The sequence below is a fragment of the Microbacterium sp. G2-16M genome, assembly GCF_055809115.1.
In genome coordinates this window covers 2,686,755-2,711,057 of sequence record NZ_CM147897.1, presented here as the reverse complement: position 1 = coordinate 2,711,057, position 24,303 = coordinate 2,686,755, and the positions used below count along the sequence as shown (strand labels likewise).

Genomic DNA, 24,303 nt, shown 5'->3' with positions numbered 1-24,303 from the left:
GCCGGCGCTACTCCCAGACGCTCGGCGCGGGCGCCTTCGTCGACGGCAGTGCCGAGCCGGTCGCCCACGTCTGCACCCACGGCTCGAGCGGCGGGAGGTCATCGGGGCGGTAGAGGGCCTCGAAGAGCTCGTCGAGGGAGACGATGCCGCCGCTGCGTCGGAGGAAGCGGGCGCGGACGATCATCTCGGCGTATACCTCTCCCTTCACGACTGCGCGGTGCACCATGTACACCGACTTGTCGTCGTGGCCGGCGAGGCGCGACTCGACGGTGAAGCGCTGCCACAGCTGCAGTGACTTGCGGAAAGTGATGGTCTCGCTCGCAACGACCGCGTACCAGCCGCGCTGGTTGACGACATCCCACATGCCGGTTCGGATGAGCAGGTCGAACCGGCCGAGGTCGAACAGCGAGCCGTACCGTCCGTTGTTCATGTGGCCGAGCAGGTCGATATCGGTGGGCAGCGTGCGCAGCCGCACGCGCCCGACAGATCGCGGCGCTATGACGCCGTTGCGCCGCAGCATCGCCTTCGCGCGCAGGATTGTCATCAGGGTCCGCCACCACACGTTCACGAGGGGCGATGCTAGCGCTGTCAGCGATGGGTCGCCCTCATCGATTGTGTGATGCCCACAATTCAGCGAAAAGCGTGACTCGTCATAAGTGGTCGCTCTGACTGCGATCATTCCAGCCACTCGCGTCACATGACGCGAGATTCAGGTTCGCCACTCACCTACGTAACCCTGCGTTGACCCGCCGATTTCCCCCCGGCGACCGGGCCGCGTAGAGTCTGGCCATGGAAGCCGAACTGCAGACCGACATCGTCGTCCGTCCGGTCCGGGACGTGGATGCCGAGGCTCTCGGCCGCGTGCACGCGACGTGCTGGCATGAGACCTACGACCATCTGATCAGCCACGCGGCCCTGGAGCGGATCTCGCCCCGGCGCCTCGCCGAACTGTGGACCCACTGGGCCGTCCAGGGCGACGAGTTCAAGATGAGCGCCGCCCTCGTCGACGGCGAGATCGTGGGATTCGTGGGCTCGGGGCCCGCCCGCGACAAGGACGCCCCGCGCAACCGCGAGCTGTACTTCATCTACCTGCTTGCGAAGTACCACGGCAGCGGGATCGGCAAGCAGCTGTTCGACGCTGCCGTCGAGGAGGGCGAGCCGCTCTACCTCTGGGTCGCCGAGGACAACCCGCGTGCGCACCGGTTCTATCTGCGCAACGGGTTCGCGCTGGATGGCGCGAGCCACACCGAGCCGTTCCTCGGTGAGCAGCTCACCGAGGTCCGATTCGTCCGCTGATCGTGCTGCAGATCTGGGCCCTCGAGGGCATCCCCGAGATCAGCACCGGCGTCGACCTGGTACGGGTCATCGCCGACGCGGCGGACGGCACCCTGGCCGACGGCGACATCCTCGTCGTCACGTCCAAGATCGTCTCCAAGTCCGAAGGGCGCACGGTCGCCGCCGATGACCGCGAAGCAGCCATCACCGCCGAGACCGTGCGGGTCGTGGCATCCCGCACCTCCGAGTCGGGGCACATCACCCGGATCGTGGAGAACCGGCTGGGAGTCGTCGCGGCCGCCGCCGGGGTCGACTCGTCGAACACCCCGCACGGCACCGTGCTGCTGCTTCCGCAGGATCCGGATGCCTCGGCCCGCGCGATCGCGACGGGTCTGCGCGCCCTGCTCGGCGTGACGGTCGGCGTGATCGTGTCGGACACCCTGGGCCGCGCCTGGCGCGAGGGCCAGACCGACACCGCCATCGGCGCCGGCGGCGTCCGCGTGTTCGAGGACCTGCGCGGGCAGACGGATGCCGAGGGTCGGCCGCTGGTCGTCACCATGCCGTGCGTCGCCGACGAGCTGGCGGCGGCCGCCGATCTGGTCAAGGGCAAGGCTTCGCGCCTGCCGGTCGCCGTCGTCCGCGGCCGCGCCGATCTGGTCGGCGACCTGGATCTGCCCGGCGCCCGTTCGATCGTGCGCCCCGCCGAGCGGGACATGTTCCGCGTCGGCACGGACGAGGCCTACGACCAGGGCTACGCCGCCGGCGTGGAAGACGTGTGGGAGGACGGCGGCTCCGGCCGCTGACCTCCCACCGTCCCCCGCTCGTCAAGGGCGCTCGTCGAGGGCGCTCAGCGCCCCGAGCGGAGCACGACGTGCCCGGCCGAGACATCCACGTCCACCGTGCTGGACGCCCCCGGAGTCGAGCCGATGCGATTGTCGAACGAACCCGCCGAGAGCTGCGAGGTCACGTCGTACTCGCCGGCCGGCACCGTCACGTTCATGGCTCCCGCGCTCGCGCTCAGCTTCACCTGGTCCGGCTGCGCGCCGGTCAGAGTGGCGTCGATGTCGCCCGCGCTCACCTCGAGATCGGCGGTGCGCACCCCGGAGAGCCGGATGTCGGCATCCCCGGCGCTGAGGTCGGCGGAGACCGACTGCGCGCTCCCGCTCACGGTCAGGCGCCCCGCTCCCACGGTGGCCTCGAGGTCGCCGAAGTCGCCCTCGACGGTGAGCGTCCCGGCCGCCTGGTCGAGGTTGACGTCCAGTCCGGCCAGGGACTGCGGCAGCTGGAGCACGGCCTCGCCGTTGCCATGGCCGAACCAGCCGCCCCACCAGTGGAATCGTCCGTCGGGCGCGGCGACCACGAGCTCCGAGCCGTCCCGGCGCAGCGTCCACTGGTCGGCACGGAACGTGCTGGTCACGGTGAGCTGCGCATCGTCGACGTCCGAGAACTCCACGCGCAGCGAGCCGGCGTTCAGATCCGCCGACAGGGCGTCCACCCCGTCAACCGCGATCGATCGGCTCGTGGTCTCCTGCGATCCGGACAGGAGGGTGGACAGCACGGCCGAGGTGACGCCCCCGACGACGATGAGGGCGCCGAGGACGATCGCCACGATCGCCACCACCCGCGCAGTGCTCGACCCCGGCGCCGGCGGCTGCGGGGTCGGCGGCTGCGGCGCCGGCGACGGCGGGAGCGGCGGGGCGCCGGTGGTGTTCATGGTGCTCATCGGGTCTCTCCTGACTGCGGCGTGTCGCCGCTGTGTGCGATGTGGGCGAGCGCGGCCTGCACCCGCCGGTTGCCCGACTGGTCGGGCTCGAGCTCGAGCTTGGAGAACACCGAGGTGATGTGCTTCTCGACGCTCCCCTCGGTGATGTACAGCGTCTGCGCGATCGCCTGATTGGACTTGCCCTCGGCGATCAGCGCCAGCACGGTGGCCTCGCGTCCGGTCAGCCGCAGCATCCGTTCGTCCTGGGCGCGCCGGCTCAGCAGCTGGGCGACGACCTCGGGGTCGAAGACGGTCGCCCCGGCGGCGATCTGCTCCACCGTCTGGACGAAGTCCGCGACATCGGCCACCCGGTCCTTCAGCAGGTAGCCCAGCGCCCCGCCGCGGCCGGCGATGAGGTCGGCCGCGTAGCGCTCCTCGACGTATTGCGACAGCACGAGGATCGGGAGGGTCGGATGCTGATCGCGGATGCGCAGCGCGGCCCGGATGCCCTCGTCGGTGCCGGTCGGCGGCAGCCGCACGTCGAGGATGCACATGTCCGGCGCGGTCTCGGCCAGCGCCTCGTCCAGACCGTCGGCATCCGGCAGTGCGGCGACCACCTCGTGGCCGGCGTCGTCCAGCAGTCGGGCGAGCCCCTCGCGGAGGAGGACGGAGTCCTCGCAGATCAGAATGCGCACGGGACGCTCACCTCCACGCTCGTCGGGCCGCCGACGGGGCTGTCCAGGCGAAACGTGCCGCCCACCCCCAGGACCCGGTTGGACAGTCCGTCCAGTCCGCCGCCGGCGACCACGGTCGCGCCGCCGATGCCGTTGTCCTCGATCCGCGCCCAGAGGACGCCGCCGTCGCGCTGGCGCACGGTCACGCGGCACTCCGCCGCGCGGGAGTGCTTGGCCGCATTGGTCAGGGTCTCGGCGATGACGAAGTAGACGGCGGCCTCGGCCTGGGGGCTGCAGCGCTGGGTGATCCGCGCGTCCAGCGCCACCGGCACCGGCGAGCGGGCGGCCAGGGCCGACAGCGCGGCATCCAGTCCCCGGTCGTCCAGGACGGACGTGTGGATGCCGCGGGCCAGCTGTCGCAGCTCGGTGATGGCCGCCTTCGTCGACGTGTGCGCCTCGGCGATCAGCGCCTTGGCCGCCGTCGGGTCGTCGTCGATCTTCTGCTGGGCCAGGCCCAGTGTCATCCCGACCGAGACCAGCCGCGGCTGGACGCCATCGTGCAGATCGCGCTCGATGCGGGTGCGCTCGACGTCGGCGGCGCGCACCGCGCCCACCCGCTGCTCCTGCGAGGTGCGGGCCTGCTCGGCCAGCTGCGCCTCGCGCGAGGGCACCAGGATCGCCCGGGAGAGCACGCCGTGCAGCGCGGCCAGGCCGACGAGGCCGGCGAGGCTCGCGACCAGGGCGATGATCCCCACGACCACGGCCCAGCTGATCGGCACGTCCACGCCGATGCCCTGCAGAGGCACGGTCGAGTCGTCGCCGCGCACCAGCGGGGCGAAGGCCACCACGACGCCGGAGGCGGCGATGGTGACGAGCGAGAGCGTCGCCCAGCCGAGGACGGCCGAGACGCCGGCGTTCGCGATCCCGCGCCACATCGAGCCGTCGATGAACTGCAGCCAGACGGTGCTGAGGAACCCGACGAATCCCGGCCGTCCACTCACCCGCGGCCGGCGGGGCGCCAGGCCGAAGCCGTACAGCCCCTCGACCCGGGCCACTTCGAGCCAGGAGAACCCGAACAGCGCGTAGACGAAGAAGAGCAGCACGAGCAGCCCGACACCGAACGCGAAGGTGAGTCCGATCCCGGTGGCGAACAGGGCGATGAGGATTCCGAAGATCACCGCCCAGGCGACACCGACGAGGGCGAGCTGCGCGATCGCGCCCAGGATGAGTGGGGGCGAGAACAGCCGGACGGTCGAGCCGGGCCCCGCAGCGGAGGGGGAAGTCGTGGTCATGACTCCACGGTAGGGCGAAGCATCCCCCCGCACAGCGTGGGGATCTGGAGACGTGACTTCGGGTTATCCCCCGGTCAGCGGCCGCTCACCGTGCCGAACAGCCGCGCGATGGGGGCGAGCACGAGCGGGCGGGCCGCCACCCAGCCGATCCAGACGACGACCATCGCGCCGATGAAGAACCAGAACCCGACCCAGCTGCCGCCGCCGTTGGCCGCGAACATGCTGTTCAGGTTGTGCAGGGCTCCGGTGGTCAGCACGAGGAACACGTGGCCGACGATGAACAGCGCGAACACCAGCATCACCGGGAAGTGCACGGCGCGCGCCCACTCGACCGGGTAGGCCTTGTTCAGCGCCTTGGCGTTCTGCGGCCAGATGCCGCTCATCCGGACGCCGGTGACGGCCGCCAGCGGAGCGGCCAGGAACACGATCGCGAAGTAGGTCAGCTGCTGCAGGCTGTTGTAGTTGACCCAGCCGTCCTCGATCGGCCAGTCCAGCGACACGTACTGCAGCCCTGCCGAGATCGCGTTCGGGATGACGTCCCAGCTGGTGGGCACGAGCCGCATCCACTGCCCGGTGGCGAATAGCAGGATCACGAAGATCACACCGTTGACCAGCCACAGGATGTCCAGCGACTGATGGAACCACAGCGCGAGGGTGATCTTGCGCTTCGGGTTCGTGCGCGGACTCCAGTACGCGCTCGGCCGCTTCTGGTGGCGCACGGTCAGACCGGAGCGGATGATCAGCACCATCAGGAAGATGTTGAAGAAGTGCTGCCAGTTCACCCAGGCGGCGAAGCCGACCGGCGCGGTCGACGGCAGCGCGTATGCGCCCGGGTAGGCGGTGAGGAACTCCTGCATGAACGAAAGGCTGAGGAACCACCGCATCAGCAGCACGACCATGCCGGCGGCGAACAGCAGTCCCGCGCCGGCGACGATCACGGCGCCGGCCCACTGGACTCTGGTGAAGGGGCCGTAGCGCTTCGGCTCGTCAGCGACGATCGGGGTGCGCTTCGGGATCGTGCGGGCCCGGTCGGCCTCCCAACGCGCCGCGGCGGTCCCGGCGAACACGGTCTGCTCGTACGGGAGCGGCGCCAGGGCAGGGGCGGCCGGTTCCGGGACGGATGCCGCGACCTCGGCGGGCGCGGGAGCCGTGGCGGGTGCCGGAGCCGTGGCGGCGGCCCCGGGACGGGGCAGGCCCGTGCGGCGGCCGGCCCTGGCCGGCTCCGGAGCCGCTGCGACTGACTGGGCGGGTTCGGCGACCTGGTCGACGGTCGGCCCCGCGGACTCGGTTGCGACGGCGGCCGCGGAGCCCGCGGGCGGCCAGGGGTCGCCGCCAGAGGTGCGCGGCAGGCCGCGGCGCAGTGCACCCCCGGAGGTCCCTGAGCGAGGAGCGAAGCGACGAGACGAAGGGCCGGTCGCCTCTTCGGCGACGACGGGAGCCGCTACCGGCCCTTCGTCTCGCTCCGCTCGCTCAGGGACCTGGGCGTCCGCTCGCTCAGGGACCTGGGGGGCAGCAGCGACAGCGAGTTCGGCGGGCGGCCACGGCTCGCCGCCAGAGGTGCGCGGCAGGCCACGGCGCAGTGCGGGTCCGTAGGTCGCCACGGCTACTGCTTCCGCGCGTTCAGCGTCTCGATCAGCTGCGGCACGACGGTGAACAGATCGCCGACCACGCCGAAGTCGGCGATGTCGAAGATCGGGGCATCCGCGTCCTTGTTGATCGCCACGATGGTCTTGGCCGTCTGCATGCCGGCCTTGTGCTGGATCGCGCCCGAGATCCCCAGGGCGACATACAGCTGCGGCGAGACCGAGACACCGGTCTGACCGACCTGGTAGGACTGCGGCACGTACCCGGCATCCACCGCCGCCCGCGAGGCGCCGACGGCGGCGCCGAGCGCGTCGGCCAGATCGTCGACGAGCGCGAACTTGTCGCCCGAGCCCAGCCCCCGACCGCCCGAGACCACCTTCGCGGCGCCGCGCAGCTCCGGCCGAGACGACACCTCGGTGGACTCCTGCACCGACTCCACGGTCGCCGCCTTGCGACCGGATGCCGTCACCTCGAGCATCTCGGAGGCGACCGGCTGCGCGTCGGCGCGGGCGTCCACGGCACCCTCGCGCACGGTGATCACCGGCGCGCCGAACGTGGCCGCCGAGTCGACGTTGTACATCCCGCCATAGACGGAGTGATGAGCCACGACGCCCTCTTCGTCCCGCGAGACGCCGACGGCGTCGATCGCGAGCGCGGAACGGGTCCGGGCGGCGTAGCGGCCCGCGACATCCCGCCCGTCCACCGAGTGCGAGACGAGGATCGCATCCGGTCCGACGGCGTCGGCCGCGGCGGCCAGGGCGTCCACGATCGGAACGGTCAGGCCCTCGCCTGGGCTCGCGACCAGGACGCGCGCGGCACCGAGGGCGGCCGCGGCATCCGCCAGCTTCTCGTCGCCGACGACCAGCGCGACGGGCGTGCCGATGCCGGATGCCGCGCCCAGCAGGGCGGCGGACGATTTGGCGAGCTCGCCCGACGGGGCGACGTCCAGCAGGACGAGGATCGAGTCTGCAGCGTATTCAGCCATCTGTGCCACCTCAGGCCAGTCGGTTCGAGATAAGGAATTCGGCGAGCTTCGTGCCGGCATCGCCCTCGTCGACGATCTTCGTGCCCGCCGTGCGCGGCGGCTTCTCGCTGATCGCGACCATGATCGACCGGGATGCCGCCGGGTCGGCCGGATCGATGCCGAGGTCGGCAAGCGAACGGGTCTCGTACGGCTTCTTCTTTGCCGCCATGATCCCCTTGAAGTTCGGGAAGCGGGCGTCGGGGAGCCGCTCGGTGATCGAGATCACCGCGGGGAGCTGCGCCGACACCGTCGCCGTACCGCCGTCGATCGCTCGCTCGCCCGACACCTGCGCGTCGGTCAGTTCCACGGAGTTCAGGCTCGTCAGCTGGGGCACGTCCAGCAGCTCGGCGAGCATGGCCGGCATCACCCCGCCCGAGCCGTCGGTGGACTGATTGCCGGTGATCACCAGGTCGAACCCGGTCTCACGGATCGCCGCAGCCAGCGCCTCGGCCGTGAGCCCCAGATCGGCGCCCTGCAGCTGCTCGTCGACGATCTGCACCGCCGAATCGGCACCCATCGCCAGGGCCTTGCGGATCGTGGCCTGCGCGGATTCGGGGGCCATCGACAGCACGACCACCTCGGTCCCCGCGTTCGCTCCGGCGTGAGCGAGCGCCACCTCCAGCGCACGGCCGCCGATCTCGTCGAGCACCGTCTCACTGGCCGAGCGATCGGCCAGGCCCGTCTCGAGATTCAGTTTTCGGTCCCCGTAGGTATCCGGGACCTCCTTGACCAGGACGACGATCTTCATTGGCTCTCCTTCGTCGTGTTCGAGTCTATTCAGACGGCGGGGTCCGCCACAGCCGCCAGTGGGGAAACGACTACCGTGGACTCGGAAGAACCGGAGGTGATTGTGGCTCGCGTGAAACGACTGCCCGTCGACCCGATCGCCGAGGCGCGGCGGCAATGGCTCGCGCACGGGTGGACGGATGCCGCAGGCGGCATGACCCTGGTCACCTCGATCATGCGCGCCCAGCAGCTCCTGCTCGCGCGGGTCGACGCGACGCTCAAGCCGTTCACGCTCACGTTCGCCCGCTACGAGCTGCTCACGCTGCTGCGCTTCACGCATGACGGACGGATGCCGATGGCCTCGGCATCCGCTCGCCTGCAGGTGCACCCGACCAGCGTGACGAACACGGTCGATCGGCTCGAGGCATCCGGTCATGTGCGGCGCGAGCCGCATCCCGAGGACGGACGGGCCACGCTCATCGTGCTCACCGACAGCGGGCGCGCGCTGAGCGAGCGGGCCACGGACGCGCTGAACACGGCGGTGTTCGAGCAGCCCGGGCTCTCGGCGCAGGACACGGATGCGCTCGTCGGTCTGGTGGCGCAGCTGCGCCGCAATGCCGGGGACTTCGAGGACCCCCGCCCGGCGCCCGACCCGCTCTGACACCCTTCTACGTCCGCTCCACGCTCCGCCGAGAGATCGGCGCTACTCAGTGCTGCCAACTACCGGTACCTAGTGTTATCGTCTACTGATAGTCAGCAACACCAAGTAGTACCGAGCAGTGGGAGGACAGATGGGCAAGCAGACCACCGAGATGCTCAAGGGCGTTCTCGAGGGCATCATCCTCGCCGTCCTCGCGCGTCGCCCGGCGTACGGATACGAGATCACCGCGTGGCTGCGCGAGCAGGGATTCGCCGACATCGTCGAGGGCACCGTCTACGCCCTCCTCGTGCGGATCGAGCAGCGCGGACTCGTGGATGTCGAGAAGGTCCCGTCCGAGAAGGGGCCACCGCGCAAGGTGTACTCCCTGAACGCGCAGGGCCGGGACCAGCTGACCGAGTTCTGGAGGACCTGGAGCTTCCTCGTGAACCGACTGGAACAGCTCCGTGAAGGAGAAGACTGACATGGCCGCGAAGTGGATCGAGACCCTCACCGGCTCACTCGAGCAGAAGAAGCAGTACAGGCAGTACAAGGCACGCATCGAGGCGCTTCCCGCGCCGTACGGCTCGGTCGCGAAGGCGGTCGAGCGGTACCTCATGGTCTCGGGCGTCGTCCTGGACGGCGACACGATGGTCACGATGTTCGGCGACCTCGCCGATCTGTGGGACCGCGCCGCCGCCGACGGCACGCCGGTGCGCGACATCGTCGGAGCCGACCCGGCTGAGTTCGCCGAGACGTTCGCCCAGGCCTACTCGGGCCGGCAGTGGATCGACAAGGAGCGGGCGCGCCTGACCAAGGCCGTCGAGGACGCAGAGCGCGCGGAGCGGAAATGACCGCGACAGCACCGCCGGCGATCCGGGTGCAGGGCCTGGAGAAGTCGTACAAGGATCTGCACGTCCTGCGCGGCGTCGATTTCGAGGTCCCGCGAGGCAGCATCTTCGCCCTCCTCGGCTCGAACGGCGCCGGCAAGACGACGGTCATCCGCATCCTGTCGACCCTGCTCAGCGCGGATGCCGGAACCGCCCAGGTGGCCGGCTTCGACGTCGTCACGCGCGGCGCCGACGTGCGCGCGGCGATCAGCCTGACCGGCCAGTTCGCCGCGGTCGATGAGATCCTCAGTGGCCGGGAGAATCTGGTCCTGGTCGCGCAGCTGCGGCATCTGCGCAAGCCCGGCGAGATCGCGGACGACCTGCTCGCCCGGTTCTCACTGGCCGAGGCGGGTGACCGCAAGGCCGGTGAGTACTCCGGCGGCATGCGGCGACGGCTGGACATCGCGATGAGCCTGGTCGGCAGCCCGCCGGTGATCTTCCTCGACGAGCCGACGACCGGTCTGGATCCGCAGGCTCGCCTGGAGGTCTGGGCCACCGTGCGCACGCTCGCCGAGAACGGCACGACGGTGCTGCTGACCACGCAGTACCTCGACGAGGCCGAGCAGCTGGCCGACCGCATCGCGATCCTGCATCAGGGCCGGATCCTCGTGGAGGACACGCTCGAGGGGCTGAGGACGCTGCTGCCGCCCGCTGAAATCACCTACGTCGAGAAGCAGCCGTCGCTGGAGGATGTCTTCCTCGCCCTGACCGGCGAGACGGACGCCGACCGATCGAAGGGAACACGACCATGAGCACCGCGCACTTCTTCGCCGACACCGCCGTGCTGACGGGCCGCTCGCTCAAGCACATCACGCGGAGCCTGGACACGATCCTCACCACGGTGATCACCCCGATCGCCCTGATGCTGCTGTTCGTCTTCGTGCTCGGCGGAGCGATCGACACCGGAGCCGTCTCGTCGATCGACTACATGGCCCCCGGCATCCTGCTGATCACCGTGGCATCCGGCGTGTCGTACACGTCGTACCGCCTGTTCATGGATCTGAAGGGCGGGATCTTCGAGCGGTTCCAGTCGATGCCGATCGCCCGCAGCGGGTTCCTCTGGTCGCATGTGCTCACCTCGCTGGTGGCCAACCTCATCTCGGTGGCCGTCGTGATGCTGGTGGCCGTGGCCTTCGGGTTCCGCAGCGGGGCGAGCGTGGCCGCCTGGCTGGGGGTGACGGGCATCCTCGTGCTGTTCATCCTCGCTTTGACCTGGCTCGCGGTGATCGCGGGGCTCGGGGCGAAGACCGTCGACGGAGCCGGCGCCTTCGCCTACCCGCTGATCTTCCTGCCGTTCATCAGCTCGGCATTCGTCCCCACCGAGACCATGCCCGGCCCGGTGCGCTGGTTCGCCGAGAACCAGCCGGTGACCTCGATCGTCAACACCATCCGGGCGCTGTTCGCGCAGCAGCCGGTGGGCGCCGACATCTGGATCGCGCTGGCCTGGTGCGTGGGCATCCTCGTCGTCGCCTACGTCGGGGCGATCGCGGTCTATCGACGCCGACTCGGCTAGCGCCTCACTCGGCCGGGTGCACGCCCTGGATCCAGAAGATCTCGTGTTCGGGTCCCTCGGTGTCCTCGTCGAACTCGTCGATGACTTCGTGGATGCGGCGGTGCAGCTCCTTTCCACGGTCCTTTGTCAGGCGCAGCTGGGTGTGCGTGTACGAGGACGGCCACGGCGTGCCGTCGGGACTCATCGGCGGGCCCGCGGAGAGCAGCCGGGTGACCTCGGTGAGGATGTTCTGCATCATCGCCCGCCCCATCGCCTCATCCGGCTGGCCCGAGATCTCCAGGCCACTCCCCCGTGCCCGCCAGGGACGCTCCCGCCCGTCTCCCGAGTCGTCGCGCTCGATGTACCCGGCTCGGGCGAGCTGATTGAGGTGGTAGCTCATCGCCGAGGGCGAGAGTCCGGTCAGCTCGGCGGCCTGCGTCGCGGTGAGCGTCTCGGCGCGTTCGAAGAGCTCGGTGAGCACCTGCCAGCGCACGGGATGCATCGCCGCGCGCATCTGGCCCAACTCGGTCACTCTGATCGGATCGCCGCGCACGCTCGCAGTCTACTTGTGGATCCGGTTCCTGAAGCATATGCTTCATAAATTGTGAAGCGTTCCTTTCAGAGTTCCATCTGGGCCATCCGCGACGCCCGGATCGCGCTGTCGGCGCGCGCGGTGAGCACGGCGGGGACGGCGGTGACCTCGATCGCGGCGATCCTGCTGCTGCACAATGCCTTCGCCGACCGGGGCGTCGCCGACGAGGGCACGGCCGCGTTCGTGGTCGCGGCGTTCCTGGCGGCGCTGGTGATCCCGACCATCGCGACGATGGGCGTCGCCGGGCGGGTCGCCGACACCGTCGACTCCCGGCTCGTGCTCACCGTGACCGCGCTGGTACAGGCCGCGGCGGTCACCGCCCTCGGCTTCGCGCCGGTGCCGGCGATGATCTTCGTCACCGGCGTGATCATCGCCCTCGCACAGGCCTTCGCACAGCCGACCTGGTCGGCCCTGGTCCCGCGGGTGGTCGGCGAGGAGAAGATCGGCCAGGCCATCTCGTGGCAGCAGGGACTGGCGGCCGTGGCCTCGCCGATCGGCGCCGCCTTCGGGGGTCTGCTGGTCACCCTCGACGATGTCGCGTGGGGGTTCTGGGCGGATGCCGCGACCTACCTCCTGCTGGCGGGGGCGGCCCTGTTGATCCGCACGCGGCGGAAGGGCGCAGCATCCGGATCCGACGACGCGTCCGCAGCGGCGCCGACCGCCTCGTGGACGGCGGGGATCCGGGTCGTGGCCCGCGACCGCATCCTGCAGCCGCTGTTCGCCTCGATCCTCGTGTTCGTCATCCTGGTCGAGGGCATCAACCCGGTCGAGGTGTTCCTGGTGCGCGACGCCCTGCACGCGACGAACTGGCAGTACGGGCTCAGCGAGTTCTTCGCCGGCGCCGGCGGCCTGATCGGGGCGGCGATTGCCGGACGCATCCTCAGTAATACGGTCCGCGCCCGAATCGCGACGCTGGGATTCGGTGCGGCGGCCGTGATCATGGTGGCGATGGGGCTGGCGCCGAGCTTCTGGGCATACGCTGTCTTGCTCACGCTCCTGGTGGCGGCATTCGGCACCGGCAACGCGACGTTCGGGGCGCTGCTGACCAGCCGCACGCCGGATGCGCAGCGCGGCCGGGTGTATGCCGCGCTGAACGGGCTCGCCCGGACGGCGTCGCTGATCGCGCTCGGCCTGGGCGGCACGGCGAACGCCGTGCTGGGGCCGCGTTCGACGTTCGCGGTGGCGGGCATCGCCGGTGCGGTCACCATGGCGGTCGCCGGCGTCGCGGTGCTGCGGGCCCAGCGGGCCGAGGCATCCGCCCTCGCCGCCGCCGCTCCCCCGGCCTGACCGGCGACCGGTCAGCGGTTCTCGAAGGCGGGGGCGCGCTTCTCCCGGAAGGCGGCCATGCCCTCCTTCTGATCGTGCGTGTCGAACAGCGACGCGAACGCCTGCTTCTCGAAGCGCAGGCCCTCGGCCAGCGGCGTCTCCATCGCGGCATCCAGCGCCGCCTTCGCGGCGAAGACGCTCGGCAGCGACTTCGAGGCGATGGTCTCGGCGGCCGTGGATGCCTCGGCCAGCAGCTCTGTCGCGGGCACCACCCGCGAGACCAGTCCGGCGCGCTCGGCCTCGGCGGCATCCATCAGCCGCCCGGTGAGGACCAGCTCGGCGGCCTTGTAGTAGCCCACGGCGCGGATGAGGCGCTGCGTGCCGCCCATGCCGGGGATCACGCCCAGGTTGATCTCGGGCTGGCCGAACTTCGCGGTATCGGCGGCGAGGATGATGTCGCACATCATCGCGAGCTCGCAGCCGCCGCCGAGGGCATAGCCCGACACGGCGGCGATCACCGGGGTGCGCACGGCGGCGAAGTCGGCCCAGCCGCCGAAGTGGTCGCCCATGACCATGTCGAGGCCGGTCTTGGACTCCATCTCCTTGATGTCGGCGCCGGCGGCGAAGGCCCGCTCGCTGCCGGTGACGACGATCGCGCCGATGTCCGGATCGGCGTCGAACGCGGTCGCGGCGGTGACGACCTCCGCGCACACCTGGGAGTTGAGGGCGTTCAGCGCCTCGGGACGGTTCAGGGTGATCCAGCCGACGCGCCCGCGGGTCTCGACCAGGATCGTCTCGTACTCGGTCATCCCCCCATCGTGTCACGCTGTTCCCGCGTCGAGATCGTACGATTTGGCCGAGTGCACATCAATTTCGGCCGAGGATGATGTTCAGTCGGCCAAATCGTACGATCCCGTGGGAGGGAAGGGGATGCCGCGGGCGGCGCCGAGGGCGGCGAGGTCGCGCCGCGTCTTGGCGGGCAGCGGGATGCCGCGGCCCGATGCCGCGTTGCGGTTCTCGAGCTCGCCCGGGTAGAGGATGTCCTCGGCGCCGGGGGCTGGGCGCACGCCCTTGACCTGGCCGATCAGCTGCGACATCCGCTCGTCGAACGCCGCGAGCGGCTGGAACGCGGCGATGTCGATCGCGATCGCGAGGTGACCCGCGCCGCTGTGCGCATCGGGCTGCCACGGCCCGCCGACGTCCGTGCCGAACGACGAACCGGTGAGCACCCCCGAGAACACGTCCATCATGAACGAGATCGCGTACCCCTTGTGCCCGCCCAGCGGCAGCACGACGCCGCCGTCGAGCGCCGCCGCGGGGTCCGTCGTCGGGTGGCCCGAAGAATCCAGCGCCCACCCCTCGGGCATCGGCTCGCCCTTCTCTGCGGCCGCATAGATCTTGCCCCGCGCGACGCCGGTGTTCGCGATGTCGAGCACCGCGGCATCCCCCTGCCCGTCCGGGGTGGCGAACGACCAGGGGTTCGCGCCGACCGCCTTGTCCATGCCGCCCCACGGCGCCATCGCGGGCGATCCGTTGGTCGTGAGGATCGCCGCGCATCCGGCGGCCGCGGCCCGTCGGGTGAAATACGCCGCAGTGCCGAAGTGGTTCGAGTTGCGCACCCCGACGACGCCGACCCCGTGCACCTTGGCCCGTTCGACGGCCAGGTCCATGGCGCGCGCCGCCACGACCTGGCCCACGCCGGAGTGGCCGTCCATGCTGACCAGCGCACCGGTGTCGTTGAGCACCTCCATGCGCGTGACGGCCTCGATCCGGCCGGTGCGCAGCCGCTCGACGTACCAGGGCAGCCGCAGCATCCCGTGCGACGGATGCCCCCACTCCTCGGCGACGACCAGCGAGTCGGCGACCAGCTCGGCGTCGGGCGTCGGCACCCCGAACGTCTCGAGCACGCGGGTGCCGAACGCGCGCAGGTCGGCGGCAGAAGCCATCATGCGTCCTCCTCCGCGGTCGCGCCGGCGGCCGGATCGCGCGGCACACCCGTCCCCGACCACGCCGCGACCAGCAGCATCACGCTGCTGGCGGCCAGCACGCCGGCGGCGCCGGTCGCCGCGGCGAGGATGCCGAGGCTGGCCGGCAGCACGGTCTGCCCGAGTCGATTCGCCGCCAGCCGCATCGACATGGCGAGTCCGCGGGTGCCGGGCGGGGCGATGAGCGAGATCCACGACATCGTGATGGGCTGGCAGATCCCGATCACGAACCCGTATCCGCACGCGAACGCGATCAGCGCCCACGGCGGCAGGTCGAGCACGAAGCCCGCGAGCATGACCGCGGAGAGCAGGATGCTGCCCACCAGCAGTCGTCGGCGTCCCAGCATCCGCGACAGCGCCCCGAGGAACAGGCGCGAGAACATCGAGAACCCGGACCGGGCGATCAGCATCAGGCTGATCACCAGAGCGGGGAACCCGCGGTCGTGCCCGATCAGCGGCGCGTACGCGATGAAGATGTCGACCGATGCCAGCACCAGGCTGCCGGCGACGAGGGCGTTCGGCAGCCCCCGCGTGGACAGCACGCCGCGGGCGGTGCGCAGCATCCCGAGCCGCTCGACCAGCCCGGAGCGGGCCGGAGACCGGATGAACAGCGAGACCACCAGCATGAGCACCGCGCAGGCGAGGCTGACCCCGAAGATGAGCGTCACCGGCGGCATGTCGACGGTGCCGCCGGGCAGGATCAGCATCGCCGGGCCGACGGTCTGCCCCAGTGCCACGGCGAACCCGTAGATGCCGAACGTGGTGTCCGAGCGCCGCGCGGTCGAGATCGCACCGACATAGGACTGCTCGCCCAGCACGGTGAACATCTGGCCGCAGCCCAGCAGCACCGAGGCCACCATCAACGTCACCAGCGACGAGCCGGCGAACACGGCGACGGCCGCGGCGGCGGCGACCGTGACCGCTCCGATCACCATGCCGCGGCGTTCGCCGATGAGGTCGGTGACCCGGCCGGCGGGCAGTGCGAGGAACAGAGCCGGCAGCGCGTAGAACGCCGACAGCACGCCCAGCACGGCGGGCGAGCTGCCCAGCCCGAGTGCCGCGTACGACAGCGACGGGCGCATGCCGAAGATGATGATCTGCATCAGGGCGGCGTGGATCAGCAGCAGGATCAGCCCACGACGCCCAGTGGCCATCAGCGCCCGCGCCCGCGGTCGAGCTGGTGACGCAGCACGTACTTCATGATGCCGCCGTGGCGGTACAGCTCGCGTTCGCGCGGCGTGTCCAGGCGGACGGATGCTGAGAACTCGATGTCGCCGGCCTGCACCGTGACCTGCCCGGAATCGAGGTCCGCCAGGCCCCGGATGTCGATCGGCTCGGCGCCGGTGAGCCCGAGCGCATCGGCACCCTGGTCGGGCTGGAACTGCAGCGGAAGAATCCCCATGCCGATCAGATTGGCACGATGGATGCGCTCGAACGACTCGGCGAGCACCGCGCGCACCCCCAGCAGGGCGGGAGCCTTGGCCGCCCAGTCCCGGGATGACCCCGTGCCGTACTCCTTCCCGCCGATCACCACGAGCGGCACGTCGGCGGCCCGATACGCCTGCGCGGCATCGAAGATCGTCTGTTGAGAGCCGTCGAGCAGGTTGCGCGTGTACCCGCCCTCGACTCCCGGCAGCAGCCGGTTGCGCAGCCGCACGTTGGCGAAGCAGCCGCGCATCATCACCTCGTGGTTGCCGCGCCGCGATGCGTAGGTGTTCAGCGCGCGCGCCGGAACGCCGAGGTCGGCCAGGTAGCGCCCCGCCACCGACGCGGCCGGAATGGCCCCGGCCGGCGAGATGTGGTCGGTCGTGATCGAGTCGCCGAGCAGCGCGAGCACCCGGGCGCCGACGATGTCCGCCGGCGCGTCGGCGTTCGCGCTCATCCCGTCGAAGAACGGCGGATGCCGGATGTAGGTGCTGTCCGGATCCCAGTCGAACACCGCCTTCTCGGGTGCCGCCAGCGCCCGCCAGCGGTCGTCGCCGGCGAACACGTCGCGGTAGGCGGCGGTGAACATCTCGGGGCTCAGCGTCCGCTCGATGAGCGCGGCGATCTCGTCCTCGGCGGGCCACAGGTCGGCGAGCCGGATCGGCCGGCCCGCGGCATCCTCCCCCAGCGGATCGTGCACGAGGTCGATGTCCATCGTCCCAGCCAGGGCGTACGCGACGACCAGCGGCGGTGAGGCGAGGTAGTTCATCCGCACGTCGGGGTTGATCCGCCCATCGAAATTGCGGTTGCCGCTCAGGACGGCCGCCACCGCGAGGCCCTGCTCGCGCACCGCGTCCTGCACGGCGGGGATGAGCGGGCCGGACGCCCCGATGCACGTCATGCAGCCGTAGCCGGCGGTGGTGAAGCCGAGGGCGTCCAGGGCGGGGCTCAGCCCGGCCTTCTCGAGGTACTCGGTGACTACGAGCGAGCCGGGCGACAGCGTCGTCTTCACCCACGGCTTGCTGCGCAGACCGGCCGCCACCGCGTTGCGGGCGAACATGCCCGCGGCGAGCATGACGGCGGGGTTCGACGTGTTCGTGCAGGAGGTGATGGCGGCGATCGCGACGGTCCCGTGTCCCAGGGATCCATGCCCCAGCTCGGCGGATGCCGCGGGCAGCGGCACCTCGAAGCGCTCGGCCGGATCGGAGCCGGCGGGCAGCAGCTCCGGGAGGGTCGCGCGATGGGAGGTCCGGGCGTCGGCCAGGGCCACCCGGTCCTGCGGGCGGCGGGGGCCGGCCAGCGATGCGGTCACGGTGCCCAGGTCGAGCTCGATGATCTCGGTGTAGGCCGCGGTCTGCTCGGGCCGGTGCCACAGCCCCTGCCGCTTGGCGTACGCCTCGACCAGCGCCACCCGCTCCGGCGAGCGCCCCGTGAAGCGCAGGTAGCGGATCGTCTCGGCGTCGATCGGGAAGTAGGTGCAGGTCGCGCCGGCCTCCGGGCTCATGTTCGCGATCGTCGCCCGGTCGGCAAGCGTCAGCCGGGTGACCCCGTCGCCGAAGAACTCCACGAACGAGCCGACCACGCCGTGGCGGCGCAGCATCTCGGTCACGGTCAGCACCAGGTCGGTGGCGGTCGTGCCGGCCGGCAGTGCGCCGGTCAGGCGGAAGCCGACCACGCGGGGAACCAGCATCCCGAACGTCTCGCCCAGCATGATCGCCTCGGCGTCGATCCCGCCGATGCCCCAGCCCAGCACGCCGAGTCCGTTGACCATGGTGGTGTGCGAGTCGGTGCCCAGGCACACGTCGGGGTAGGCCCAGCCGTCCGCGGCCTCGACCACCCGGGCGAGCCGCTCGAGGTTCACCTGGTGCATGATCCCGGCGCCCGGCGGCACCACCTGGAAGCCGTCCAGTGCGTGCTGCCCCCATTTCAGGAAGCGGTACCGCTCGGCGTTGCGCTCGTATTCGCGCTCGACGTTGCGCTCGCGCGCGTCGGGCGTGCCGAAGAAGTCTGCGATGACCGAATGGTCGACCACGAGCTCGGCGGGGATCCGCGGGCCGATGGCCGCCGGGTCGCCGCCGAGCGCGGCCATCGCATCGCGCATCGTCGCCAGGTCGACCAGGGCCGGCACCCCGTTCGTGTCGTGCAGGAAGGCGCGGGACGGGGTCAGCTCGATCGCGGTGCGGAATGCGGCATCCGTCCCCCACCCGATCAGGGCATCGGCCTGCGCCCGTGTGACGCGGTGCCCGTCCTGGTTGCGCAGCACGTTCTCCAGCAGGATGCGGATCGAGTACGGCAGTCGGTCCGGCGCGACGCCGTCCAGGGCCGCGATCCGGTAGCGGCCGAAGGCGGTGGTCAGGAAGGCGTCGGACTCAGCCATCGGCATTGATCGCGGCGGCCACCGCCGCCGCGAAGCCGCTCGTCGAGGCCGAGCCGCCGAGGTCGCCGGTGGCGGTGCCTGCGGCGACCGTGTCGTCGACCGCCGAGCGGATCCGCCGCGCCGCCTCGACGAGCAGGTCGTCGTCGTGGCGGGCGCCCAGCCACTCCAGCAGCATCGCGGCCGAGAGGATCATCGCAATCGGGTTCGCGATGTCGCGTCCGGCGATGTCGGGGGCCGACCCGTGCGCGGCCTGCGCCATCGCCTGGGTGAGCGAGCTGTTCAGCGAGGGAGCGATCCCGAGCGACCCGGCCAGCTCGCCGGACAGATCGGAGAGGATGTCGCCGAACATGTTCTCGGTGACGATGACGTCGAAATCGCCCCCGCGACGCACCAGGTGCACCGTCATCGCATCGATGTGGAAGTCGTCGATGCGCACCTCGGGGAAGCGCGAGCCGACATCGCGGCACACGTCCCGGAACAGGCCGGTGGTCAGCGCGAGCACGTTCGCCTTGTGCACGATCGTGACGTGCTTGCGCCGCTGCATCGCCAGTTCGAACGCGGCCGTCGCGATCTTCTCGGTCGCCGCCCGGGTGATGATGCCGTGCGCGATGGCGACGTCCGGCGTGGGCATGAACTCACCCGTGCCGGCATAGGTGTTGCGGTCGGCGTAGAACCCCTCGGTGTTCTCGCGCACGATCACCAGGTCGGTGTCGGGCACGGGGGCCCGGCTGCCCGCGAACGAGGTGGCGGGACGGATGTTGGCGAACAGGCCCGCATGCTTGCGGATGGTGCCGCTCGGGTTCAGCCGCGACCGGTGCGGCTCGGGGTACGAGACGCTGTCGTGCGGACCGAGCATCCACGCTTCCAGCCCGTCCAGCGCGGTCAGGGTCTCGGCCGGCACCGCCGCACCGTGGGTGTCGATCGCGGTGCGGCCGAGCGGCAGTTCGACCCACGCGATCTCAGCGAGCCCGACCGCCCGGACCGCGGCATCCACGCACGCGACCGCCGCCGGGACGATCTCGGGTCCGATGCCGTCGCCGTTGAGCAGGCCGATCCGATATGCGTCCGTGCTCATGCCGCCACCTTCATCAGATCGAGGACCTCGGTGGACGGCCCGGACGCGCCGGGGAAGACATGCGCGTCGCCCGGCGCGAAGACCAGGCGCACGGCGCCGTCCAGCGAGCCGTCGGGGGCGACCACCTGCACCGCGATGTCGCCCAGCCGCAGCATGTACTCGTACCGCGACCCGACGTACGCCTTGGTCACGACCTCGGTGTCGAGCACGTTCAGGTCGCGGCTGCCCGGCTCCTCGGTCACGATCTTCAGCTTCTCGGGCCGCACCGCGACCGTCACGGGAGCGCCGGGCAGCCAATCCTCGGTGGTCGCCACCGACACGATGGCACCGGTGGCCTGCAGCCGCACGTCCACCTGATCGGCGCGCATCTGCTCCACGGTGCCGATCAGGAAGTTGCAGCTGCCCACGAAGGCGGCCACCGCCGCCGTGGCCGGGTGCTCGTAGACCTCGTGCGGAGTGCCGACCTGGGTCATCACCCCGTCGAACATCACCGCGATCCGGTCGCTCAGGGTCAGCGCCTCGTCCTGATCATGCGTGACGTACAGCGTGGTGATCCCGAGGTCGGCCTGCAGCCGCTTCAGCCACGCCCGGGCCTGCTCGCGCAGCTTCGCGTCGAGGTTGGACAGCGGCTCGTCCAGCAGCAGCACGCTCGGCGAGTACACCAGGGCACGCGCGAGCGCGACGCGCTGCTGCTGCCCCCCGGACAGCTGATGCGGGTAGCGGTCCTTCAGGTGCGCGAGGCCGACCTTGTCGAGCGCCTCGTGGATGCGGGCGTCCTTGTCGGCACGGCTCGCCTTGCGGATGTTCAGCGGGAACGCGAGGTTGCGCCTGATCGTCATGTGCGGCCACAGCGCGTACGACTGGAACACCATGCCGAGGTTGCGCTCCTCGGTCGGCACGTAGACGCGCTCGGCGCGGTCCACCAGCGGCCGGTCGCCGATCGAGATCGACCCCTCGGTGGGATCCTCCAATCCGGCGATGCAGTTCAGCGTGGTCGACTTGCCGCAGCCGCTCGGGCCGAGCAGGGTGAAGAACTCGCCGTCCCTCACCTCGAAGTCGATGTCGTTGAGGACCTTGACGTCTCCGAACGTCTTGGCCATGTGGGAGACACGGATCTCAGGCATCCTTCTTCTCTTTCATCAGGAGGTTCGCAACACCGACGACGACGGCGGTGATGGCGATCTGGATGGTCGCGAGGGCCGCGACCGAGCCGGTGTTGGCCTGCACCCAGAGCTCGAGCATGGTCGTGCCGATCACATTGGTGTTCGCGGACGACAGGAACAGCGCGGCCGAGTACTCCTTGAGCATCGTGACGAACACGAGGAGCATCGCCCCGGCGAACGCCGGCACCAGGAGCTTGCGCAGAATGCGGACGAACACCCCGACCCAGTCGGCCCCGACCACCCGGCCGGCGTTGTCGAGTTCGCCGGCGATCTGCATCAGCGCCGGCGAGATCGAACCGAAGGCCGTGGGCAGCGCCCGCAGCCCGAACGCGATGATCACCGCGGCCAGGGTGCCCTGGATGACGCTGCCGCCCGGCATGATCGCGAACGCCCAGAAGAACCCGATGCCGACGATGATGCCGGGGATCGCCTGCGGCGCCAGTGCGAGGTACTCGACGGCCCGGGCGAACCGGAACGTCGAGCGTTTGGCCACCACCACCGCGATCAGAGCCAGGGCACTGACCAGGACGGCGCCGACGACGGCGATGATCACGCTGTTGTAGATCGACTGGATGTAGGTCTGGTAGGTGAACACCGTCTGGTAGTTCTGCAGGGTCAGGGTCTTGAGCGGGCTCTGCAGCGGGGTGAAGATGAGCGTGAACGAGCGGAACACCAGGCCGAGGATCGGCAGCGCCGCCCCGAACACCACGTAGATGACGATGAGCACGGTGGCCACCCACTTCAGCCAGCCGAGGTCGAGCCGGCGCGGCCGGACGGCCTTGCCGCGCACGGAGACGAACCGCTGCGCGTTCTTGAGCACCTTGGCCTGCAGGGCGACCGTCGTGATGGTCACGGCGAGGATGATGGTCGACGCCGAGGCGAGGATGCCGTAGTCCGGCTGGATCGACTGCAGTCCGTGCGTGTACAGGAACGTCGAGAACACCTCGATGCGCACCGGGGTGCCGTACAGCAGCGGCACGCTCAGCGTCTCGATCGACATGCTGAAGATGAGGATCGACGCGTAGACGATCGGCGGGCGCAGCAGCGGCACGACGACCTGGAACAGGATGCGCAGCGGACCCGAGCCGCAGACCTGCGCGGCGCTCTCCAGCGATGCGTCGGACTTGCGCAGCGCGTTCGCGCAGAACACGTACGCGATCGGGGCGAGACCGACGGCTTCGGTCAGGGCCATGCCGGGGATCGAGTAGAGGTTCCACGGCACGAACCCGATCCACCGCTGCACCTCGACGCTGACGAAGCCGGCCGGACCGTACAGCGCGATCCAGCCGAAGCCCAGCAGCAGCGAAGAGATGAAGAACGGCCATTGCATCGACCCGGCCAGCAGCCGCCCGAACGGCAGCTTGGTGCGCACGACCAGGACCGCCATCGGGATGGCGAACAGCAGCGTGAGGAACGTGGTGAGGAGGGCGAAGATCGCGGTGTTCAGGATCACCTGGCCGAAGCCGGCCTCGGTGAAGAGCTTGACGTAGGAGGCGAGCGTGAACGCGCCGGTGGAGTCGTACAGCGGCTTGCTGCGGATCGACTGGTACAGGATCGGCACGATCGGCGCGATGACGAACAGAGCGACGATGATGAGCACCGCCCACTGCACGACGCGGTCCCGCCCGACGCCGAAGAGGCGCAGGTACTTCGGCGCCGGGAGCGCCGGCGACCGATCCGCCGGCTTCTCCGGAGCGCTGGTCAGAGTTGTCATGGGTTCATTTCCCCTGTCGGAGGATGCCGCGGGGTGGCCGGGGCGATCGCCCCGGCCACCCGAGCGATCACTTTCCGAGCATCCCGTTCCACTTGTCGGTGAAGGCCTTCACGTCGGCGTCGGAGGTGACCTTGTAGGGGACGCGGATGATCGCGTCCTCACCGGCCAGGTCGACGATCTCCTGGTAGGTGTGCCGGCCCTCGACCTGCTTGACGCTGTCGCGGTAGGCGGTCAGGCCTCCTTCGGCGACCGCGTTCTGGCCCTCCTCGGACAGGACGAAGTCGAGGAAGAGCTTGGCGGTGGCCGGGTGCGGCCCCTTCGGGGTGATGCCGATGCCGCGGCCGAGCACGACCGTGCCGTCCTTCGGGTAGACGAACTTGAAGATGCCCGTCGCCTTCGTCTCCTGCGGGAACGCGACGGCGCTGGAGATGAAGAAGCCGGCCAGGTACTCGCCCGAGGTGATCTTGTCGATCTGCGTGCCGGAAGAGGTCTCGGGCCGTGCCGACGGCAGGATCTTCTCCAGGGACGACCAGGCGTCCGGGTTGCCGTCCACGAAGCCCTTCGACACCGTGAAGCCGAACGAGCCGCTCACGTCGCGCGTGGTGATCTTGCCCTTGAACTTCGCCGGATCGGCGGAGACGGTCTTGGCCAGATCCGCGATGCTAGTCGGGTTGCTGCCCAGGAGCTGCTCGTTGTAGGCCAGGCCGACCGGGTCCATCGACAGCGCGTACACGTTCGGCATGACCTGTGCGAAGTCGGGCAGCTTGGACAGCTCCGGCGATGTGTAGTCCAGCACGCGGTCGGGCTCGGCGTCGTACTTGGTCCACGCCTGGACGGCGTTGGTGACCAGGATGTCGGCGGGCGCGTTGCCGGTCGCCGTCTCGCTGAGCTGCTTCTGGAACACCTCGTCGGAATCGAGGTTGTTCGCGGCGATCTTCGTGACGAACGGGTACTTCTTCTGGAAGTCGCGGAAGATCGGGGCCCAGTTCTCCTGGTCGGTGTTCGAGTAGATCGTCAGCGTGCCGCCCTCCTTCTTGGCGGCGTCGACGATCTTGCCGTAGTCGGACGGATAGTAGCTGGGCCACACCCCCTGCGAGATCTTGTTCTCCGGCGCCTTGGGCGCGGAGTCGCCGGCGCAGGCGCTGAGCGAGACCGCGAGCCCTGCCACCGCCACGGTGGTGACCGCGATGGTCGACCAGCGTCGACGTGTGCGGCCCGGCTGCGATGAACGCGACAGACGATTCATGTTTTCACTCCCTTGTGATGCACGGCCGGGGCGTGCGACCCCGGATCGAAGATCACAGTATGGTTATAACGAGAACACGTCAAGGGCCCGCTGGGTTTATCGAACTTTCCGCTAGTTTCGTGCATTTAGCTCATGCGGCCCGAGATTTCGCGGGACTACCGGAA

24 protein-coding genes are annotated in these 24,303 nt (G+C 70.1%); 8 read left to right on the top strand and 16 right to left on the bottom strand.

The window, feature by feature from the left end:
* Window positions 1–7: 7 nt before the first annotated feature.
* Window positions 8–568 carry an acyl-CoA thioesterase gene (locus tag AC0L6F_RS12845; protein ID WP_473538189.1) on the bottom strand — a complete coding sequence of 187 codons (561 nt, stop codon included), beginning with the start codon at window positions 566–568 and terminating at the stop codon, window positions 8–10.
* A 221-nt stretch (window positions 569–789) separates the two neighbouring features.
* Between AC0L6F_RS12845 and AC0L6F_RS12840 the strand changes: the two genes are divergently transcribed.
* Window positions 790–1,296, top strand: coding sequence for a GNAT family N-acetyltransferase (locus AC0L6F_RS12840; protein WP_259611108.1), 507 nt, complete (start codon window positions 790–792; stop codon window positions 1,294–1,296).
* A gap of 2 nt (window positions 1,297–1,298) precedes the next feature.
* Window positions 1,299–2,078: a coenzyme F420-0:L-glutamate ligase gene (gene cofE / locus AC0L6F_RS12835; protein WP_274636965.1), complete on the top strand. Its 780-nt coding sequence runs from the start codon at window positions 1,299–1,301 to the stop codon at window positions 2,076–2,078.
* A 44-nt stretch (window positions 2,079–2,122) separates the two neighbouring features.
* Here cofE and AC0L6F_RS12830 read toward each other — a convergent pair whose 3' ends face one another.
* The 6 genes from AC0L6F_RS12830 to AC0L6F_RS12805 form a co-directional block, all read right to left on the bottom strand.
* A complete protein-coding gene (locus AC0L6F_RS12830) occupies window positions 2,123–2,998 on the bottom strand; it encodes a DUF4097 family beta strand repeat-containing protein (RefSeq protein WP_274636964.1) in 876 nt (291 codons plus the stop codon).
* Complete coding sequence (locus tag AC0L6F_RS12825; RefSeq protein ID WP_274636963.1) at window positions 2,995–3,672, bottom strand: response regulator transcription factor; 678 nt, start codon at window positions 3,670–3,672, stop codon at window positions 2,995–2,997. Before AC0L6F_RS12825 ends, AC0L6F_RS12830 begins: the two co-directional genes overlap by 4 nt.
* Window positions 3,660–4,943 carry a histidine kinase gene (locus AC0L6F_RS12820; RefSeq protein ID WP_274636962.1) on the bottom strand — a complete coding sequence of 428 codons (1,284 nt, stop codon included), beginning with the start codon at window positions 4,941–4,943 and terminating at the stop codon, window positions 3,660–3,662. The genes AC0L6F_RS12825 and AC0L6F_RS12820 overlap by 13 nt, the downstream gene beginning before the upstream one ends.
* Window positions 4,944–5,017: 74 nt before the next feature.
* Window positions 5,018–6,010, bottom strand: a complete 993-nt coding sequence (locus AC0L6F_RS12815; RefSeq protein ID WP_473538188.1) for a cytochrome b/b6 domain-containing protein — start codon at window positions 6,008–6,010, stop codon at window positions 5,018–5,020.
* A 536-nt stretch (window positions 6,011–6,546) separates the two neighbouring features.
* The gene (locus tag AC0L6F_RS12810) at window positions 6,547–7,512 is read right to left on the bottom strand and encodes an electron transfer flavoprotein subunit alpha/FixB family protein (RefSeq protein ID WP_473538187.1); all 966 of its coding nucleotides are present in this window, start codon (window positions 7,510–7,512) and stop codon (window positions 6,547–6,549) included.
* A 10-nt stretch (window positions 7,513–7,522) separates the two neighbouring features.
* Complete coding sequence (locus AC0L6F_RS12805) at window positions 7,523–8,299, bottom strand: electron transfer flavoprotein subunit beta/FixA family protein (RefSeq protein WP_473538186.1); 777 nt, start codon at window positions 8,297–8,299, stop codon at window positions 7,523–7,525.
* 102 nt (window positions 8,300–8,401) lie between these two features.
* Between AC0L6F_RS12805 and AC0L6F_RS12800 the strand changes: the two genes are divergently transcribed.
* The 5 genes from AC0L6F_RS12800 (at window position 8,402) to AC0L6F_RS12780 (ending at window position 11,317) form a co-directional block, all read left to right on the top strand.
* Window positions 8,402–8,938 carry a MarR family winged helix-turn-helix transcriptional regulator gene (locus AC0L6F_RS12800; RefSeq protein ID WP_473538185.1) on the top strand — a complete coding sequence of 179 codons (537 nt, stop codon included), beginning with the start codon at window positions 8,402–8,404 and terminating at the stop codon, window positions 8,936–8,938.
* Window positions 8,939–9,068: 130 nt separating this feature from the next.
* Window positions 9,069–9,398, top strand: a complete 330-nt coding sequence (locus AC0L6F_RS12795; RefSeq protein ID WP_259613310.1) for a PadR family transcriptional regulator — start codon at window positions 9,069–9,071, stop codon at window positions 9,396–9,398.
* A 1-nt stretch (window position 9,399) separates the two neighbouring features.
* Window positions 9,400–9,768, top strand: coding sequence for a DUF1048 domain-containing protein (locus AC0L6F_RS12790; RefSeq protein ID WP_473538183.1), 369 nt, complete (start codon window positions 9,400–9,402; stop codon window positions 9,766–9,768).
* A complete protein-coding gene (locus tag AC0L6F_RS12785; RefSeq protein ID WP_473538182.1) occupies window positions 9,765–10,556 on the top strand; it encodes an ABC transporter ATP-binding protein in 792 nt (263 codons plus the stop codon). Before AC0L6F_RS12790 ends, AC0L6F_RS12785 begins: the two co-directional genes overlap by 4 nt.
* On the top strand, window positions 10,553–11,317 hold the full coding sequence (locus AC0L6F_RS12780) for an ABC transporter permease (protein ID WP_473538181.1): 765 nt from the start codon (window positions 10,553–10,555) through the stop codon (window positions 11,315–11,317). The genes AC0L6F_RS12785 and AC0L6F_RS12780 overlap by 4 nt, the downstream gene beginning before the upstream one ends.
* A 4-nt stretch (window positions 11,318–11,321) precedes the next feature.
* On the opposite strand, the gene AC0L6F_RS12775 is transcribed toward AC0L6F_RS12780, so the two are convergent.
* Window positions 11,322–11,849, bottom strand: a complete 528-nt coding sequence (locus AC0L6F_RS12775; protein ID WP_473538180.1) for an ArsR/SmtB family transcription factor — start codon at window positions 11,847–11,849, stop codon at window positions 11,322–11,324.
* 51 nt (window positions 11,850–11,900) lie between these two features.
* Here AC0L6F_RS12775 and AC0L6F_RS12770 point away from each other — a divergent pair, with 51 nt between their 5' ends.
* Window positions 11,901–13,175, top strand: coding sequence for an MFS transporter (locus AC0L6F_RS12770; protein ID WP_473538179.1), 1,275 nt, complete (start codon window positions 11,901–11,903; stop codon window positions 13,173–13,175).
* A gap of 11 nt (window positions 13,176–13,186) precedes the next feature.
* Here AC0L6F_RS12770 and AC0L6F_RS12765 read toward each other — a convergent pair whose 3' ends face one another.
* The 8 genes from AC0L6F_RS12765 to AC0L6F_RS12730 all read right to left on the bottom strand — a co-directional run bounded on the left by AC0L6F_RS12765 (window position 13,187) and on the right by AC0L6F_RS12730 (window position 24,139).
* Window positions 13,187–13,963, bottom strand: a complete 777-nt coding sequence (locus AC0L6F_RS12765) for an enoyl-CoA hydratase (protein ID WP_274636934.1) — start codon at window positions 13,961–13,963, stop codon at window positions 13,187–13,189.
* An 81-nt stretch (window positions 13,964–14,044) separates the two neighbouring features.
* A complete protein-coding gene (locus AC0L6F_RS12760; protein ID WP_473538178.1) occupies window positions 14,045–15,103 on the bottom strand; it encodes an Ldh family oxidoreductase in 1,059 nt (352 codons plus the stop codon).
* Entirely contained in the window at window positions 15,100–16,293 is a 1,194-nt protein-coding gene (locus AC0L6F_RS12755; RefSeq protein ID WP_473538177.1) for an MFS transporter, read from the bottom strand. Before AC0L6F_RS12755 ends, AC0L6F_RS12760 begins: the two co-directional genes overlap by 4 nt.
* The gene (acnA, locus tag AC0L6F_RS12750; protein WP_473538176.1) at window positions 16,293–18,941 is read right to left on the bottom strand and encodes an aconitate hydratase AcnA; all 2,649 of its coding nucleotides are present in this window, start codon (window positions 18,939–18,941) and stop codon (window positions 16,293–16,295) included. Before acnA ends, AC0L6F_RS12755 begins: the two co-directional genes overlap by 1 nt.
* A complete protein-coding gene (locus AC0L6F_RS12745; protein ID WP_473538175.1) occupies window positions 18,934–20,016 on the bottom strand; it encodes an isocitrate/isopropylmalate dehydrogenase family protein in 1,083 nt (360 codons plus the stop codon). The genes acnA and AC0L6F_RS12745 overlap by 8 nt, the downstream gene beginning before the upstream one ends.
* Entirely contained in the window at window positions 20,013–21,140 is a 1,128-nt protein-coding gene (locus tag AC0L6F_RS12740; RefSeq protein ID WP_274636931.1) for an ABC transporter ATP-binding protein, read from the bottom strand. The genes AC0L6F_RS12745 and AC0L6F_RS12740 overlap by 4 nt, the downstream gene beginning before the upstream one ends.
* Window positions 21,133–22,893 (bottom strand): ABC transporter permease, encoded by a 1,761-nt coding sequence (locus AC0L6F_RS12735; RefSeq protein ID WP_473538174.1) that lies wholly within the window; start codon window positions 22,891–22,893, stop codon window positions 21,133–21,135. The genes AC0L6F_RS12740 and AC0L6F_RS12735 overlap by 8 nt, the downstream gene beginning before the upstream one ends.
* Before the next feature lie 67 nt (window positions 22,894–22,960).
* Entirely contained in the window at window positions 22,961–24,139 is a 1,179-nt protein-coding gene (locus AC0L6F_RS12730) for an ABC transporter substrate-binding protein (protein ID WP_473538173.1), read from the bottom strand.
* Between the last annotated feature and the right edge of the window lie 164 nt (window positions 24,140–24,303).

Bases quoted from the DNA above. Each gene is read 5' to 3' on its own strand.
- AC0L6F_RS12840 (WP_259611108.1), top strand. From the start codon at position 790: ATGGAAGCCGAACTGCAGACCGACATCGTCGTCCGTCCGGTCCGGGAC.
- AC0L6F_RS12830 (WP_274636964.1), bottom strand. From the start codon at position 2,998: ATGAGCACCATGAACACCACCGGCGCCCCGCCGCTCCCGCCGTCGCCG.
- AC0L6F_RS12820 (WP_274636962.1), bottom strand. From the start codon at position 4,943: ATGACCACGACTTCCCCCTCCGCTGCGGGGCCCGGCTCGACCGTCCGG.
- AC0L6F_RS12810 (WP_473538187.1), bottom strand. From the start codon at position 7,512: ATGGCTGAATACGCTGCAGACTCGATCCTCGTCCTGCTGGACGTCGCC.
- AC0L6F_RS12805 (WP_473538186.1), bottom strand. From the start codon at position 8,299: ATGAAGATCGTCGTCCTGGTCAAGGAGGTCCCGGATACCTACGGGGAC.
- AC0L6F_RS12795 (WP_259613310.1), top strand. From the start codon at position 9,069: ATGGGCAAGCAGACCACCGAGATGCTCAAGGGCGTTCTCGAGGGCATC.
- AC0L6F_RS12790 (WP_473538183.1), top strand. From the start codon at position 9,400: ATGGCCGCGAAGTGGATCGAGACCCTCACCGGCTCACTCGAGCAGAAG.
- AC0L6F_RS12785 (WP_473538182.1), top strand. From the start codon at position 9,765: ATGACCGCGACAGCACCGCCGGCGATCCGGGTGCAGGGCCTGGAGAAG.
- AC0L6F_RS12780 (WP_473538181.1), top strand. From the start codon at position 10,553: ATGAGCACCGCGCACTTCTTCGCCGACACCGCCGTGCTGACGGGCCGC.
- AC0L6F_RS12765 (WP_274636934.1), bottom strand. From the start codon at position 13,963: ATGACCGAGTACGAGACGATCCTGGTCGAGACCCGCGGGCGCGTCGGC.
- AC0L6F_RS12760 (WP_473538178.1), bottom strand. From the start codon at position 15,103: ATGATGGCTTCTGCCGCCGACCTGCGCGCGTTCGGCACCCGCGTGCTC.
- AC0L6F_RS12755 (WP_473538177.1), bottom strand. From the start codon at position 16,293: ATGGCCACTGGGCGTCGTGGGCTGATCCTGCTGCTGATCCACGCCGCC.
- acnA (WP_473538176.1), bottom strand. From the start codon at position 18,941: ATGGCTGAGTCCGACGCCTTCCTGACCACCGCCTTCGGCCGCTACCGG.
- AC0L6F_RS12745 (WP_473538175.1), bottom strand. From the start codon at position 20,016: ATGAGCACGGACGCATATCGGATCGGCCTGCTCAACGGCGACGGCATC.
- AC0L6F_RS12740 (WP_274636931.1), bottom strand. From the start codon at position 21,140: ATGCCTGAGATCCGTGTCTCCCACATGGCCAAGACGTTCGGAGACGTC.
- AC0L6F_RS12735 (WP_473538174.1), bottom strand. From the start codon at position 22,893: ATGACAACTCTGACCAGCGCTCCGGAGAAGCCGGCGGATCGGTCGCCG.
- AC0L6F_RS12730 (WP_473538173.1), bottom strand. From the start codon at position 24,139: ATGAATCGTCTGTCGCGTTCATCGCAGCCGGGCCGCACACGTCGACGC.